Origin of the sequence: Spirillospora sp. NPDC048911 (genome assembly GCF_043198015.1) — a bacterium.
GTDB lineage: Bacteria > Actinomycetota > Actinomycetes > Streptosporangiales > Streptosporangiaceae > Spirillospora.
The window spans coordinates 526,816-541,508 of sequence record NZ_JBICUD010000001.1; the positions used below are offsets into that span (position 1 = coordinate 526,816).

General features: G+C 71.0%; 13 protein-coding genes. 10 read left to right on the plus strand and 3 right to left on the minus strand.

What is annotated here, in order from left to right; genetic code table 11:
- Nucleotides 1-203: 203 nt before the first annotated feature.
- The 3 genes from ACGFNU_RS02485 to ACGFNU_RS02495 all read left to right on the plus strand — a co-directional run bounded on the left by ACGFNU_RS02485 (nucleotide 204) and on the right by ACGFNU_RS02495 (nucleotide 2,770).
- Nucleotides 204-914, plus strand: a complete 711-nt coding sequence (locus tag ACGFNU_RS02485; protein ID WP_392589461.1) for a hypothetical protein — start codon at nucleotides 204-206, stop codon at nucleotides 912-914.
- A gap of 118 nt (nucleotides 915-1,032) precedes the next feature.
- Entirely contained in the window at nucleotides 1,033-1,236 is a 204-nt protein-coding gene (locus ACGFNU_RS02490) for a hypothetical protein (protein ID WP_392589462.1), read from the plus strand.
- A gap of 175 nt (nucleotides 1,237-1,411) precedes the next feature.
- Nucleotides 1,412-2,770, plus strand: a complete 1,359-nt coding sequence (locus tag ACGFNU_RS02495) for an SPFH domain-containing protein (RefSeq protein ID WP_392589464.1) — start codon at nucleotides 1,412-1,414, stop codon at nucleotides 2,768-2,770.
- 236 nt (nucleotides 2,771-3,006) lie between these two features.
- Here the strand turns inward: ACGFNU_RS02495 and ACGFNU_RS02500 are convergent, their stop codons facing one another.
- The gene (locus ACGFNU_RS02500) at nucleotides 3,007-3,744 is read right to left on the minus strand and encodes a TetR/AcrR family transcriptional regulator (protein ID WP_392589466.1); all 738 of its coding nucleotides are present in this window, start codon (nucleotides 3,742-3,744) and stop codon (nucleotides 3,007-3,009) included.
- Nucleotides 3,745-3,834: 90 nt separating this feature from the next.
- On the opposite strand from ACGFNU_RS02500, the gene ACGFNU_RS02505 reads away from it, so the two are divergent.
- From ACGFNU_RS02505 to ACGFNU_RS02530, 6 genes are all read left to right on the plus strand, one after another.
- A complete protein-coding gene (locus tag ACGFNU_RS02505) occupies nucleotides 3,835-4,485 on the plus strand; it encodes a class I SAM-dependent DNA methyltransferase (RefSeq protein ID WP_392589468.1) in 651 nt (216 codons plus the stop codon).
- A gap of 42 nt (nucleotides 4,486-4,527) precedes the next feature.
- On the plus strand, nucleotides 4,528-5,679 hold the full coding sequence (locus ACGFNU_RS02510; RefSeq protein ID WP_392589470.1) for a MalY/PatB family protein: 1,152 nt from the start codon (nucleotides 4,528-4,530) through the stop codon (nucleotides 5,677-5,679).
- A 104-nt stretch (nucleotides 5,680-5,783) separates the two neighbouring features.
- Nucleotides 5,784-7,409, plus strand: coding sequence for an alkaline phosphatase D family protein (locus ACGFNU_RS02515; protein ID WP_392589471.1), 1,626 nt, complete (start codon nucleotides 5,784-5,786; stop codon nucleotides 7,407-7,409).
- 343 nt (nucleotides 7,410-7,752) lie between these two features.
- On the plus strand, nucleotides 7,753-10,200 hold the full coding sequence (locus ACGFNU_RS02520) for a sigma-70 family RNA polymerase sigma factor (protein WP_392589472.1): 2,448 nt from the start codon (nucleotides 7,753-7,755) through the stop codon (nucleotides 10,198-10,200).
- A gap of 411 nt (nucleotides 10,201-10,611) precedes the next feature.
- The gene (locus ACGFNU_RS02525) at nucleotides 10,612-12,063 is read left to right on the plus strand and encodes an NYN domain-containing protein (protein WP_392589474.1); all 1,452 of its coding nucleotides are present in this window, start codon (nucleotides 10,612-10,614) and stop codon (nucleotides 12,061-12,063) included.
- A 75-nt stretch (nucleotides 12,064-12,138) separates the two neighbouring features.
- Nucleotides 12,139-12,780, plus strand: coding sequence for a tol-pal system YbgF family protein (locus ACGFNU_RS02530; protein ID WP_392589475.1), 642 nt, complete (start codon nucleotides 12,139-12,141; stop codon nucleotides 12,778-12,780).
- Nucleotides 12,781-13,002: 222 nt separating this feature from the next.
- Here the strand turns inward: ACGFNU_RS02530 and ACGFNU_RS02535 are convergent, their stop codons facing one another.
- Entirely contained in the window at nucleotides 13,003-13,542 is a 540-nt protein-coding gene (locus ACGFNU_RS02535) for a hypothetical protein (protein ID WP_392589477.1), read from the minus strand.
- A gap of 91 nt (nucleotides 13,543-13,633) precedes the next feature.
- Here ACGFNU_RS02535 and pyrE point away from each other — a divergent pair, with 91 nt between their 5' ends.
- Complete coding sequence (gene pyrE / locus ACGFNU_RS02540) at nucleotides 13,634-14,170, plus strand: orotate phosphoribosyltransferase (RefSeq protein ID WP_392589478.1); 537 nt, start codon at nucleotides 13,634-13,636, stop codon at nucleotides 14,168-14,170.
- Nucleotides 14,171-14,247: 77 nt separating this feature from the next.
- Here pyrE and ACGFNU_RS02545 read toward each other — a convergent pair whose 3' ends face one another.
- Nucleotides 14,248-14,631 carry a hypothetical protein gene (locus ACGFNU_RS02545; protein WP_392589479.1) on the minus strand — a complete coding sequence of 128 codons (384 nt, stop codon included), beginning with the start codon at nucleotides 14,629-14,631 and terminating at the stop codon, nucleotides 14,248-14,250.
- Between the last annotated feature and the right edge of the window lie 62 nt (nucleotides 14,632-14,693).

Sequence of the window (14,693 nt, forward strand, 5' to 3'; positions counted from 1 at the left end):
CCGACTGGCCCGGGCCACCGACCCGGGTGGCTGGCAGCGCTCGCATCAGACTGCGGCGCGCCTGCGGGGGTCTGACCGTCCCCGTCGAGATGATCTTCCTGGATGGTCCATGTCCGCGGTCCGTTCGTGAGTGTCTGGGGCGACTTGGACCAAGGGCGTGTCGTCTGCACCAGCTTGCACCGACTGCGCCTAAGGTCACCCGCATGGCGGCGCAGAGGGTTCTTCCGATCGCGGTAATCCTGACGGCGGCTGCGGCGGTGTCCGCGTGCAGCGGCGGCGGGGACGAACGTTTCGAGCCGGTGCGGGCGACAGGGCGGGCCGCGCTGGCGGGCACCGGCTACACCTCCGACCAGCTGGAGCAGGCGTTGCTGCTCGACGTGGCCGGCTACCAGCGCACCGGCGAGCCCGACTCCGGCGAGTACGGGGCGCTCAAGGCCGTCCAGAACTCCGCGCAGCTCCAGCGCCAGGTCAGGCTCGACAAGCCGCGCTGCGCGAACGCCGTGGGCGGGGCGATGCGCGCCGTCGACCCGGGCCTTCCGGCCGCCGTCGCGGCGTTCTCGCGCGGCAGCGGTCAGATCGCGACGCAGACGCTGGTGGCGATGCCCACCGAGGCCGCCGAGCGCCTGGTGCGCAACCGCGTGCCCGTCGGGTGCACGACGTTCCGTACGCGGGTCGGCGCGCAGTGGTCCGACCATCAGGTCGTCGAGGTGCCGCCCGGCACGATCGGCGAGGGATCGCGCACCGTCGGGGTGACGACCGTGTCGGGCAGTTCGCACACCAGGGCGTGGTACGTGGTGCTGTACGGCCGCCGTTACCTCGCCACCGTCAGCCTGTACGGCCCGAACGCCACCCGTTCCGACGCCGAACTGCTGGCCCGCCAGGCGTACGACCAGGCGCAGCGGATCCTGCCCTGACGATCGTGGTCGCGGGCGGGCGCGTCCAGCGGATACCGTTCAGCTGCGGGCTTCGCCGGCGTCGCGCACCGCGGCGCGCACGGCCCGCGGGCGGTCCATGGAGGGGACGGGAGAGGCCTTGATCGGCAAGGAGGGCCGGGTCACCGGCAGGATCGGCCCCGGCCTGGTCGGGGAGGTCATGATCCCGGTCCGCGGCGGGGTCGAGGCGTTCTACGCCCATCCGGTCGACCCCCGGGACGAGATCACGGTCGGCACCATCGTCGTGGTTGTCGAATACCACCCGCCGCGCACCGTCTACGTGGCGCAGGCCCTCGGCGGCTGACGCCCCCGGGCGGTCGCCCCCTCTGGGCGGTTGCCTGCTCCGGGCGGCCTCAGGTGGCCACATCGTTCGTCCTGCGACGATGCGAACCGGTGAGACCGCTTCTGCGTCTATTGTGCGACGTCGATTTGCGCACCCGGTCGCTCATCGCACCAGCCCGGTCATGTAGGAGGCCTCTATGCCCTTGATCTTCGTCGTGGCGATCGCCGCCGTCGCCGCGATCGTCATCCTCATCATCTTGTTCAAGATGGTCTGGCGCGTGGCCGAGCCGAACGAGGCGCTGATCATCTCCGGGCTCGGGGCCAAGTCCAAGCCGATCGACGGGGTGGACAGTCTCGGTTTCAAGATCGTGACGGGCAAGGGCACCTCGGTGCTGCCCGGTTTCCAGGTCGCCCGCCGCCTGCGCCTCGACAGCCGGGCCGCCAACCTCGAGGTCAGCTGCGTCACCCAGCAGGGCATCCCGGTCAAGGTGCGCGGCGTGGTCATCTACAAGGTGGGCGACGACTTCGTCTCGATCGCCAACGCCGCCCGCCGCTTCCTGGAGCAGCAGGGCTCGATGGACGGCGCGATCCACGAGCTGTTCACCGGCCACCTGCGCTCGATCATCGGCAACCTGACCGTCGAGGACCTGATCCTCAACCGCGAGCGCCTCACCGGCGAGACGCGCAGCTCGGCCGCCGAGGAGATGAACAAGCTCGGCCTGGTGGTCGACTCGCTGCAGATCCAGGAGATCGACGACGAGACCGGCTACATCACCAACCTGGGCCGGCCGCACGCCGCCAAGATCGCCGCAGCCGCCCGTATCGCCGAGGCCGAGCGGGACCAGGAGGCCACCAAGCGCGAGCAGGAGGCCATGCGGGAGAACGCGGCCGTGATCCGCGACACCGAGATGAAGAAGGCCGAGTACGAGGGGCAGGTCCAGCAGGCGGCCCAGCAGGCCCGCCAGGACGTCATCCTCAAGGAGACCCGCAACGCCGAGCTGGAGGCCGAGCGCACCGAGAAGCGCCTGGAGAGCGAGGTCCGCAAGCCCGCCGACGCCCGCGCGTACGAGCAGGTGAAGCTGGCCGAGGCCGAGCGTGAGGAGCGCATCGCGCACGCGCAGGCCGCCGCGACCGAGGTCCAGCTCAAGGCGCAGCGGGAGGCCGAGGCCACCCGCCTGCTCGGTGAGGCGCAGGCCGACGCGATCCAGCGCAAGGGTCTCGCCGAGGCCGAGGCGATCAAGGCCCGCGCCGAGGCCCTGGCCGTGAACCAGGAGGCGGTCATCGCCCAGCAGCTCGCCGAGCAGTGGCCGCAGATCGTCGAGGCCGGCGCGCAGGTGTTCGGCAACGTCGACAACATGGTCGTCCTCAACGGCGCCGAGGGCATCGAGGACATGCTCGCCAAGGCGCTCACCCTGGGTGGCACCGGCCTGGGCGTCGCCCGCACGCTCCTCAACAACATGAACGGCTCGAACGGGGCGAACGGAGCGAACGGCGCCACGCCCAAGCCCATCGAGGAGGCCGTGGTCATTCCGACGCCCAAGAAGCCCGAAGACTGACCGGAAGCCCGAGGCTGACGGAAGCCCGAGGCTGACCGGAAGCCCGAGGCTAGGGAAAGCCGAGGCTGAGGGAAGCCCGAGGCTGACGGGAGGCCAGGGCTGACGGAAAGCCAGAGGCTGACGGGAAGTCCGGAGACTGATCGCGCGAGGGCCGTGGGCATGTAGCCCACGGCCCTCGGCATGCCCGCCCGTCTAGGCGCACTAGTTTCGGTCGCCCGAAACCCTCCACCGACCCGTCAGGTGTTCGTGGACCTCAGTCGGACCTCCAGTCCGTCGAGGACGCGGTCGAGGCCGTAGACGAAGGTCTCCTCGCGGATCTCGGCGGGATCCCTGTCGCGGTGGGCGTCGTACCCCTCGCTCACGCGGGTGTAGTCCTTGGTGGCCTCTTCGGCGGCGGGCCGGAGGCTCTCCAGCCACTCCTTCTCGCTCTGGCCGCTGCGGGCGAGCACCGACAGGTAGGCGGCCTCGCTCGTCACCAGGCCGATGACGTACGACAACATCGTGCTCATCGCCTGGTCGGCCTCGGCCAGGTCGAAGCCCGCCGCCTCGAAGACGGCCAGCATCCGCTCGCTCAGCCTCATCATGTTCGGGCCCAGGTAGGCCAGCCCGGCCTGGCCGAGGAGAGAGACGACCCATGGGTGCCGGAGCGCCATCGCCCGCACGCTGTGAGCGGTCCGGGCCGCCGCCGCGCGCCACTCTTCGGGGCCGCCGGCGGCCGGCACCTCCAGTTCGCCGTAGACCTCGTCCACGACCAGCTCGATCAGCTCGTCCTTGTTGGCGACATGCCGGTAGAGCGAGGTGGCTCCGGCGCCGAGCCGGGTGCCGAGGCTCCGCATGCTGAGGTTGTCGATGCCCTCGGCGTCGAGCAGCGCGACGGCCTCGGCGACGATCCGTTCCCGGCTCAGCGCCGGTTGCTCCTTCTGCTTGCGCGGACGCGTCCACACGGACGGGATCGGCTTCCCGGGAGCTGGCACGGTGACCTCCTCGACGTTCCTGGTTCCACCACCATAGCGCACACTGTTCGCAACTGCGCACACTTCTTCCGGTCGCTAGGGTCGTCGCCCATGACCGAGCCGATCTTCGTGAGCACCACCCGCATGTTCTATGACGCCATCGCCGCCGACTACGCCGAGCACTTCAAGGGCAAGATCGCCCACTCCCCGCTGGACGTGGCCGTCCTCAACGCGTTCGCCGAGATGGTCGGAGACACCGCCGGGCCCGTCGCCGACCTCGGCTGCGGCCCTGGCCGCGTCACGGCGCATCTGCGCGCCCTCGGCCTGGACGTCTTCGGCGTCGATCTGTCGGCGGAGATGCTCGGCGTCGCGCGGCGGGAGAACCCGGGGCTGCGGTTCGTCCAGGGCTCCATGGCCGAGCTGGACGCGGCGGACGGCTCTCTCGCCGGTGCCGTCTCCTGGTACTCGATCATCCACACACCGGCCGAACGGCTGCCGGGGTTGTTCACGGAGTTCCATCGGGTCCTGGCCCCCGGCGGCCATCTACTGGTCGCCTTCCAGGTCGGCGAGGAGCCGATGCACCTCGCGGAGCCGTTCGGACGCCAGGTGTCGCTCGACTTCAACCGCCTGCTGCCAGACCAGATCACCGACCTTCTGCGACAAGCAGGATTCGGCATGGTCGCCCGCACGCGACGAGAGCCGATCACCGAAGTCGAAACCACGCCGCAAGCCTTCCTCCTGGCCCGCAAACCCGAGGCCTGAGCCAGGGACTAGCGGGCGGCGCCCAGGGAAACACTCAGCACCATGTTCGACGATCTCGACATCGAAGCCCTCCGTAGCCGCCCCGGAGTGAAATGGGCCAAGGCGGGGCCCGACGTGCTGCCCGCCTGGGTCGCCGACATGGACTTCCCTGTAGCCGCCCCGATCAGGGAAGTGCTGGAAGAGAGCGTCAGAGGCACGCTCGGTTACCCGACCTGGATCGAGGAACCGGAGGCGCATCCGTTGAAGGCGGCCTTCGCCGAACGGATGCGCCGCCTCCACGGCCTCACGTTCGAGCCGGCCCACGTCCGCGTCCACACCGAGCTGATCCAATCGCTGCAGGTCATGCTCCACGTCGCGACCCGGCCGGGCGACGCCGTGGCGATGCACACCCCCAACTACCCGCCGTTCCTGCGCACGCTCACCGACATGCGACGCCGGCTCGTGCCCATCCCCATGCTCGATGACCCGGACGGCTGGATCTTCGACACCGAGCGCCTCGCGGCGGACGTCGCCCGTTCGGGCTGCCGCGCCCTCGTGCTGGTCAACCCCCACAACCCCACCGGCCGCGTACTGACCCGCGACGAGCTGACCGCGATCGCGGAGCTCGCCGAACGCCACGACCTCCTGATCATCTCCGACGAGATCCACGCCGAGCTCACCTACGCGCCACATCAGCACATCCCGATGGCCTCCCTGGCTCCGGACCGCACAGTGACCCTCTCCTCGGCCAGCAAGAGCTTCAACCTCGCCGGACTCCGCTGCTCGGTGGCCCACATCGGCGACGCCCGCGTACGCCAGGCCCTGGACGCCCAGCCGCCCGCGCTCTTCGGAGAAGTGAGCTTCCTCAGCGTGTTCGCCGCGCTCGCCGCGTGGGAACGCGGCGACGACTGGCTGTCCAGGACACGCCAGACCCTGACCCGCAACCGCCAACTCGTCGCCGACGGCCTCCCGAACGGCATCGGGCTTCACGTGCCGGAAGCGACCTACCTGGCCTGGCTGGACTGCCGCAAGCTCGACGTCGGCGCCGACCCGAGCACGTTCTTCCTCGACCACGCCGACGTCCTGCTCAGCCCAGGACCGAGCTTCGGCCCGGGCGGCGAAGGCTTCGCCCGCCTCAACTTCGCCACCTCCGCCCCCGTTCTGGAGGAGATCCTGCACCGCATCCGTAAAGCCGCAGATCACAAATCCCTGTAGCGAGCGCCGACGTCGGTTCGCGGGGGCTGAGCGGGGTGACATACGGGGGCCGAACCGTTGAAACGATGGACGGGAAGGCTCCCGTTCCGCTAATGATGCGGAGTATGACCGCTTTGGTTCTCGGCCCCCTGCTGCGTCACGTCGGCGATCGGACGGCGACGGTGTGGGTGGAGGCCGACCGGCCCAGCGAGGTCCGCGTCTTCGACGAGGAACGCGGCCTCGACGCCTCCGCCCGCACGTTCACGGTGCACGGCCACCACTACGCGCTCGTCGAGATCGACGGGCTCGAACCCGGCTCGGACACGCCGTACTCGGTGGCGATCGACGGTGAGACGGTGTGGCCGGAGGAGGTGACGCGGTTCCCGCGGAGCCGGATCCGGACGCTGGATCCCGCCGGGAAACTGCGGATCTCGTTCGGCTCGTGCCGCCGCTCGCCCGACAAGGTGAACGAGCACGGGCTCGACGCGCTCGCGGCGTACGCGCACCGGCTCGCCGAGGACGACTCGGCCGGGAACTGGCCGAACGTGCTGCTGATGGTCGGCGACCAGGTGTACGCCGACGAGCTCAGCGAGGAGATGCGCGCGTTCATCCGGAGCCGGCGGGACCCGGCGGAGCCGCCGGTCGGGGAGCTCGCCGACTTCGAGGACTACACCTACCTCTACAAGCTGGCCTGGCACGAGGACCCGGCGGTGCGGTGGCTGCTGTCCACGGTGCCGACGCTCGCGATCTTCGATGACCACGACATCCGGGACGACTGGAACACCTCCTACACCTGGCGGCAGCAGATGTGGGCCGAGCCGTGGTGGCGCGCCCGCATCACCGGCGGCATCGGCGCGTACTGGGTCTACCAGCACCTGGGCAACCTGTCGCCCGAGGAACGGGCGAGCGACCCGATCTACGAGGCGGTACGGGCCGCGTCCGCCGAGGGCGGGGACGCGGGCAAGATCCTCGACGAGTTCGCCGAACGGGCCGACAAGGAGCCCGCGACCGCCCGCTGGAGCTACTCGCACGACCTCAACAACACCCGGCTGATCGTCGTCGACAGCCGCTGCTCGCGGCTGCTGACCAAGGAGCGGCGGGGGATGCTCGACGACGGCGAGTTCCAGTGGCTGGACGAGCAGGTCCAGGGGGACGTGGACCACCTGCTGATCGCCAGTTCGCTGCCGTACCTGCTGCCCCGCGCCATCCACCACGCCGAGGCGTGGAACGAGGCGATGGCGGAGGGCGCCTGGGGGCCGCGCGCCGCCCGGCTCGGCGAGAAGCTGCGGCAGGGCGCCGACCTGGAGCACTGGGCCGCGTTCGACACGTCGTTCCGCGAGGTGGCGCGGGACGTGGTCGCCGTCGGCAACGGGCAGCGCGGCACGGCGCCGGCGACGATCTCGTTCCTGTCCGGCGACATCCACTACTCCTACCGGGCCCGGGTCACCGCCCCGCACACCCAGTCGGTGATCTCCCAGATCGTGTGCTCGCCGCTCCGCAACCCGCTGGTCGGGAAGTTCCGCATGGCCAACAGGTTCGCCTCCGTGCGGGCCACCGGCGCCCCGTTCCGGCTGCTGGCCAAGCTCTCGAAGGTGCCCAAGCCGCCGCTGTCGTGGAAGCGCACCGAAGGCCCGTGGTTCGACAACGCCATCTGCACGGTCGAGCTCAAGGACCGTGACTGCCGCGTCCGCTGGGAGAGCCCGGAGAGCGAGACCTCCCTCACCGAAATGGGCCGCGCCGACATCAGCTGAGGGATGCCGTGGGGATGCCGTTGCGGGATGCCGTCCGTTCCGCCCTCTCGGCGGAACGGACGGCATACCCGAGCTGAGCCGTCGGCCGCCGCCGCTCTCGGCCACGCCCCTGTGAAGCGGCCGGGATCCGGCGGACGGCTGGGCTGACGGCTGATCGGGGATGATCCGTCGACTCCCGTGACTATTCGCCGTCCGGGGAAGCATGGATGACCTGTCCCGGACGACGCGTCCTCCCAGATCTTTGACGGACGAGCCGGTTTAGCCATGCCGCGCGTTGCGGAATCATCATCCGTGACAATCAGTGGTCATGTGATCACAATGTGCAGGCAAAACAGGGGGTCCCGTGGGCGAGGCCGCGTCCGACATGGCTCTGGAGGAGTCCAGCGACGCGGTACTCATCGCACGCATCCGTGCGGGCGACGCCTCGGCGTACGGCACGTTGTACGAACGGCACCGGGAAGCGGCCCGCAAGCTCGCCGGCAGCCTCGTCGAGGGTGATCGCGCCGAGGACGCGGTCCAGGACACGTTCACCAAGATCCTGGACGTGCTGAGCCGGGGCGGCGGCCCGCGGTCGGACTTCCGGCCGTACCTCCTCACCGCCGTGCGCCGCACGGTCTACGACCGCCATCGCGCCGAGAAGCGGCTGCGGCCGACCGGCCGGATCGAGCTGTACGACCCGGGCATGCCGGTCACCGATCCCGCCCTGGAGCGCCTCGAACGAACGATGATCGTCCGTGCCTACCGGTCCCTCCCCGAACGCTGGCGCGCCGTTCTCTGGCACACCGAGGTCGAGGGCGCCAAGCCCGCCGACATCGCGCCGCTCCTCGGCCTCACGGCGAACGGGGTCGCCGCGCTCGCCTACCGCGCCCGCGAAGGCCTGCGCCAGGCTTACCTCCAGATGCACCTGGCGGAGCCATCCGACGCCGGTCTGGCGCTGGTCGGAACGGAGGCCGCCGATGACCAGTGCCGTCCCGCCCTCGGCAAGCTCGGCTCCTATGTACGGGGCGGCCTGGCCAGACGCGATACGCGCGCCGTCGAGCACCACCTCGACGAGTGTGAACGCTGCCAGGGCATCTACTTCGAACTCGCCGACGTCAACACCACACTGCGCGAGGCCCTCGGCCCGCTGATCCTCGGCGCCGCCGTCACCGGTTACCTGGGGATGGCGGCCAAGGGCGGCATCGCGGCCGAGGTCCTCGACTGGTTCCACCATCTGCCCAAGCGGCAGCAGCAAGTACTGGGAAGCGGCATGGCGGCCTTGGGAGTCGCCGTGGTGAGCGGGTTCGTCCTCGTCTCCGACAAGCCACCGCCTGAGCCGGTACGCCAGCCGTCACCTGTGGCACAAGCATCTGCCTCCGTGGCGCCCAAGCAGAAGCCACCTCTTCCCCTACCGCCGAAGCCCGCCGCACGTTCGCTCAAGCCTGCTTCTCCTGCTCGCCAGCCACTAGTGCCTCTGCCCCTGCCCGCTCGGCTTACGGCCCGCATAGCCACGGTCGGCGCCCTCGTGCGGCAGCAGTCCGGCATCGTCGCGATGTCGGTCGCCAACTACGGCATCGGCACGTCCCAAAGCGTGATCGCCAATGTGGACCTGCCTCCTGGGGTGACCTACGCGGGTGCTGTCACCGGTCCCAACGCGGTGTTCAAGCCCCGGCGGCCACCCGGCAACAACTGGAGCTGCCGGCCCGCCGGCGTCGGGTCGGCTGGGCAGGCGGTCGCGCCTGCCGCGCAGCGAGCATTGAGCAACCAGGTGCGGTGTACGCATGGGCCGTTGTCGGCTGGGGTTTCCAGTTCGGCGTATCTGCGCGTCGTCGTCGCGGGGAACGCTCCGTTCAACGCGGCGCCGCAGGTCACGTTGCGGGCGGGGGGTGTCGGCGCGAGCGCCCGGGCGGCGGGCGGGGTCGTCGCCGGTGGCATGCCCGCGAGGTTCGCGGCCGACGGCAACCTGCGGGTCGTGCAGGTGGGGAATGCCTTGCTCAGCTGCGATGAGGGCCAGGAACGTTGCGCCGGGGCGCTGCACAGGCAGGGCGACCGCCGCGACAACGACCTCTGGGAGATGGCTCCGTCCGATCTGGACCAGGATCGTTCGACCAGGACGTCGAGCGCGGCCAGGCTGGAGTTGCCCGCCGGCGGCACGGTGCGATGGGCCGGGCTCTACTGGTCGGGTGTGGGCCTCGGCGGCCCGGCGAGGCTCCGGCCGCCGGGCGGTGCGTACCAGCAGGTCCGGCCCGCGGCGATCCAGCGGGGACGGCTTCCGCACTTCGGTGTCTACCAGGCGTTCGCCGACGTGACCGCGATCGTGCGCCGCAACGGCGGTGGACGATGGTGGGGCGCCGACGTTCCCACCAGTCCGGGCGCGTCGCGCTACGCGGGCTGGAGCCTGGTGGTCGTCGTGTCGGATCCGAAGGCGCCCTACCAGCAGGCGATGGTGCTCGACGGCGCACGGTCGCTCGGGCCGCACACGTCCAGCCGGGTGGACGTCCCGGTGAACGGCCTGCTCACCACGACGGAACTGGCCAAGATCGGCCTCGTGCTCTGGGAGGGCGACGCCGATCTCACCGGGGACCGGCTGCTGCTCGACGGCCGGCCGCTGGCTCCGGCGGGCGGCGACCGGTCGGCCCGCAACATCGCCGACGGCTCGGCGAACGGCGCCATCGATACGGAACTCACCTTCGGGATAGATGTCGATAACTTCGCGGCGCCACTCCACAGCGGCGGGACACTCAGCCTGACGACGCGCCGGGACGCTTACCTGGCCGGGGTCGTCACGGTCACCGCGCCCAAGCGGAGCTGAAGCGCAGGTCGCGAAGTGCTGCCCGGCCCCTCGGCACTCTCCACGGCTGAACCGGGTCACCGATTCTTCTCGTAAAGATCATGAGGAAGCATTATGGACAGACCGGAACGACTGGTAGCGTCCGCGCTGTCGTCTGTCGGCCTTCGGCATGGGACACCACCGAACCGGACGTGACGGCGAAGCGCGAGGACGAGGGTTACACGTGGCTTACTCTCGTGAAAGAGTGGCGAATCGCCGTATTGGCCTACGGGACTAACGGGCTTCACTACGCTATAGAGGCCCGGGGTCAATTTGACGGACCGCGTCCCCGAGAGCATGAAGGGCAGGCCACCCAGCAAATGGTCCCCCTCACCACCCTGATCGTGGAGTGGGCACCCGGAGAGGTCCCGTGTTGAGGAAAGGCGGTGTCGCATGGATCGCTGCGCGCTGTTCGTAGACGCCGGCTACCTGCTGGCGGACGGCGCCATGGCGGTGCACGGCACCCGCCATCGCGAGACCGTCTCCTGGGACTTCGGCGGGCTGCTCCAGTTGCTGAGCAACCTCGCGCGGGAGCGCACCGGGCTCCCGCTTCTGCGGTGCTACTGGTACGAGGCGACCGTCGAGGGACGCCGATCCCCCGAGCACGAGGCGCTGGCCGACCTGCCCGGCCTCAAGCTGCGGCTCGGCCGGATCCGGCCCGGCCGCCGCGAGGGCGTCGACACCGAGATCCACCGCGACCTGATGGCGCTGGCCCGCAACGGCGCGCTGGCGGACGCGGTCGTGGTGAGCGGTGACGAGGACCTCGCCCAGGTCGTCGCGGACGCCCAGGACCTGGGGGTCCGGGTGACCGTCGTGCACGTCGCCGTCGACGGCAACTGGACCATCTCGCGCGTGCTGCGCCAGGAGTGCGACGACCTCATCGAGATCGGCACCGGCCACCTGCGCCCGTTCGTCAACCTGCTCTCCGGCCTCGACAGCACCGTCGGCGGCTCGTACTCGACGAGCCCGCTGTCCAACGGGCACGGCACGCACACCAGCGCGTCGATCGGCGCCCTGACGTCCGGCCAGCACAACGGCCCGCCGTCCTCGTCCCCGATCACCGGTCAGCCGCAGCTGTCGGCCGGCTCGTCCACGGGCGCGCAGTCGACCGGAGCCCCTTCGCCCGCCGGGCTCACCGGTGGGGGCGCGGGATCGAACGGTCTCGGCTCAAGCGGCGTGGGCTCGGGCGGCTTGGGCTCGTCCGGTCTGAACTCGAGCGGCCTCGGCGCCGGCGGCGTGGGTTCGGGCAGCCTCGGATCGAACGGGCTGGGATCGAGCGGTCTGGCGTCGAACGGGCTGGGCTCCAACGGCCTCGGCTCCAATGGGCTGGGCTCGAACGGGCTGGGCTCGGGCATGCCGCCCGGCCTCGGCGGCAACACCGGGGCCGGCGCGAGCGTGCCGCCGCAGGCGCCGCCCACACCGCCACAGTCGCCGTTGCCGAGCCCGTTGCAGGCCGCGCCGACGCCTACCCCGTCGCCCCCGATGCCGAGCGGGGGCCCGCAATACGGCTCGCCGTCCGCCGCGCCGCCCGGCCAGCCGCACGGCCCGTACACCGGGCCCCAGCAGATCTCGCCGCTGCCCGTCCAGCAGCAGACGGCGCCGTCGCTGTCGGACGCGGTCAAGGCGGCCCACCAGGAGGGGCAGGATTTCGGCGAGTCCGTGGCGCGGGACGCCCCGGCGCTCTGGCTGGAGGCGGTCCTGGCCCGCAAGCCGCGGATGCCCTCTGACCTGGAGGCACGCCTCCTCCAGGGGTCGTCGCTGCCGATCGACTTCCTGCTCCACGACGAGGTCCGGCACGCCCTGCGCCGCGGCTTCTGGGACGCCCTCGAACGCTCACGCCGATAGCGCGTACGTGTAGGTAATTCACGATCATCCTCGATTCACCCGCTTCGGCCGTCGAGCGGCGGGTAGCGTTGAAGCGTGACGCATGTGACGGAAGACGATCTCGACGATCTGGAGTTCGACACCCTGCGCACGGGCGATCACACTTCGGCTGCCCGGCGGCTCTCCGAGCTGGCCGAGTCGGTGTCCGGAGGGGTGTCACGTGCCAATGTGCTGTTGCGCGCCGGTGAGCAGTGGCAGCACGCGGGCGATCACGACCGGGCCGCGAAGCTGTACCGCCAGGCCATCGAGGACGGCGGCGAGACCTACGGTGACGCCCGCGCCTACCTCGCGGACGCGCTCTTCGAGCTGGGCGACGCCGACGAGGCCCGCCGGCTGGTGGAGGCGATCCGCGCCGACGCGCCCCGCGACCCGGAGGTCTACCGGGCCGTGGCCGAGGTCCTGTACGCCCAGGGTGACGCCACCGGGGCCCACGAATGGGCCACCACGGGCGCCGATGTGGTCCTGGCCCTGCGCGACCGTGCCGTGGGCACCGGCATCGTCTCCGGCGAGGCCGCCGATGACGCGCCGGGCTCCTTCACGCCTGGCCCGGACGACGTGGCCCTGGCCGAAGACAGCCTGGAGGCCCTCCTAAGGCTGCGCTACCGCGCCCGTATCGACCTGGGCCAAGCCGAAGACGACTACGACGCCCTCCTGGACGATCTCCTCAAGAACGCCTGAGGCCCCGCCTCAGCACGCCCGAGGCGCCCCAGGGCGCCGCACACGACACCGCCCTTGAAAACGTCCGGAGCACCGCCCAGAGAGCGGCCAGACCACCCCGCACAAGAACGCCTGACGCACCGTCCGCAAGGCGCCGTGGGACAGGCCAGGAAGGCACACCCTCGGGGATTGTGATTTCCCTGAGGCTCCGTCCGAGGGTGTCGAGGATGCCTGGGGTGGGGCTCAGAGGGTGGCTATCAGCTCGCTGAGGGATTGGGCCGCGGCCGAGGGCGGGCGATGCTCGACCACCGGCCAGCCGCGGAGCGTCGCTTCTCGCATGGCCTGCTCACGTTCGTCCGGCTGCGCGATGCTGCCGTCCTTGCGGGTGCCGTGGGTGAGCAGATAGCCGCAGGGGGCGTCAGGCCAGTCCGTGGGGACGGGCGCGGGCGGTTCGGCCTCATCGTGATCGTGCTGGCGGCGCAGCCGCGGCAGCTCCGCGTCGACGAAGACATAGCCGCCGACCTTGCGGTGAGCGGCCCGCTGGGCGAGCGCCACCGCGGGCAGGAGCGGCCCCGCGGCGCCGTACGCGACGAGGACCAGCGGCGAGGACGGCGCCGTCGCGGCGATGATCAGAGACGCCCGCGCCACGTACCGCGTGCCGCCGTCGGGGACGTCCGGCGCGATCACGTCCATCCCGTACGAGCGCAACATCTCCGGGAGGTCGCCCCACGCGACGGACGAGGCCTGCGGCGCGTGCAGCAGGACGAGCGTGCCGGGCGTCACGTCACTGCCCTCCTGCCGGTCGGATCCGCCCCGTTACCGTACCGGGGATGCCGTACGCGGGCACGGACCGGCGGTGAATAGGGTTCTCGATGTGAGCGATCGTGATGACCTGCTGAGAGAGATCAAAGAGAAGGCCGTCGTGCACGGCGACTTCGTGCTGTCGTCGGGCAAGCGGGCGTCCTGGTACGTCGACCTGCGCCGGGTGACCCTGGACGGCGCGGTCGCGCCGCTGGTCGGGCGGGTGATGCTGGACGAGACCGCCGAGCTCGACTACGAGGCCGTCGGCGGGCTCACCCTCGGCGCCGACCCGGTCGCGACCGCGATGTTGCACGCGGCGGCGGCGCGCGGCCGCCGGCTCGACGCGTTCGTCGTCCGCAAGGCCGACAAGCAGCACGGGCTGCAGCGCCGCGTCGAGGGCCCCGACGTGGCCGGACGCCGCGTCCTGGCCGTCGAGGACACCTCGACCACGGGCGGCTCCGTGCTCACCGCCGTGGAGGCGCTGCGCGCCGCCGGAGCGGAGGTCGTCGCCGTGGCCACCATCCTGGAACGGGGCGCCGCCGAGCGCATCGCCGCCGAGGGCCTGGAGTACCGGCACCCCTACAGCGTCACCGACCTCGGCCTCGACTGAGACGGCGCGGCAAGGGGCGGGGGCGCCCGATGCACCCCTCAGGGTCATCGGGCGCCCCCGCCCTCTCCATGTCCGCGTCAGCGTTCTGGCACGCGCCACTCGCCCCGCTGCCCGACCTGCCCGCGCGGCTGCAGCTGCCCATAGATCGTGACCTCCACCGAGCCGGCGTCGGCGGCGACGACGCTCAGCGGCGCCTGCTCGTACTGCCGGGCCTCGTTGGTGTCGAGCACGCCGTTCTGCAGTACCTCGCCCGTACCGGCGACGGTGACCGTCACGGTGGTCGGGGAACCGACCACACGGATCACCAGGGGGGTCGCCGCGGTCGCGGTCGCCGACTTCGGTGCCTGACTCGACGGAGCGCTTCCGGACCGGGTGCCACGGGTGCTCTCGGTGGCGGTTCCGGTGGGGCCGGGCTGGGAGGAGTCGGACGTCAGAGCGTTGACCAACGAGATGGCGCCCACGATGAGCAACGCTAAAGCGAGCACCACGGCAATGGCCGCGATCAATATGCGCGCGAGACCCC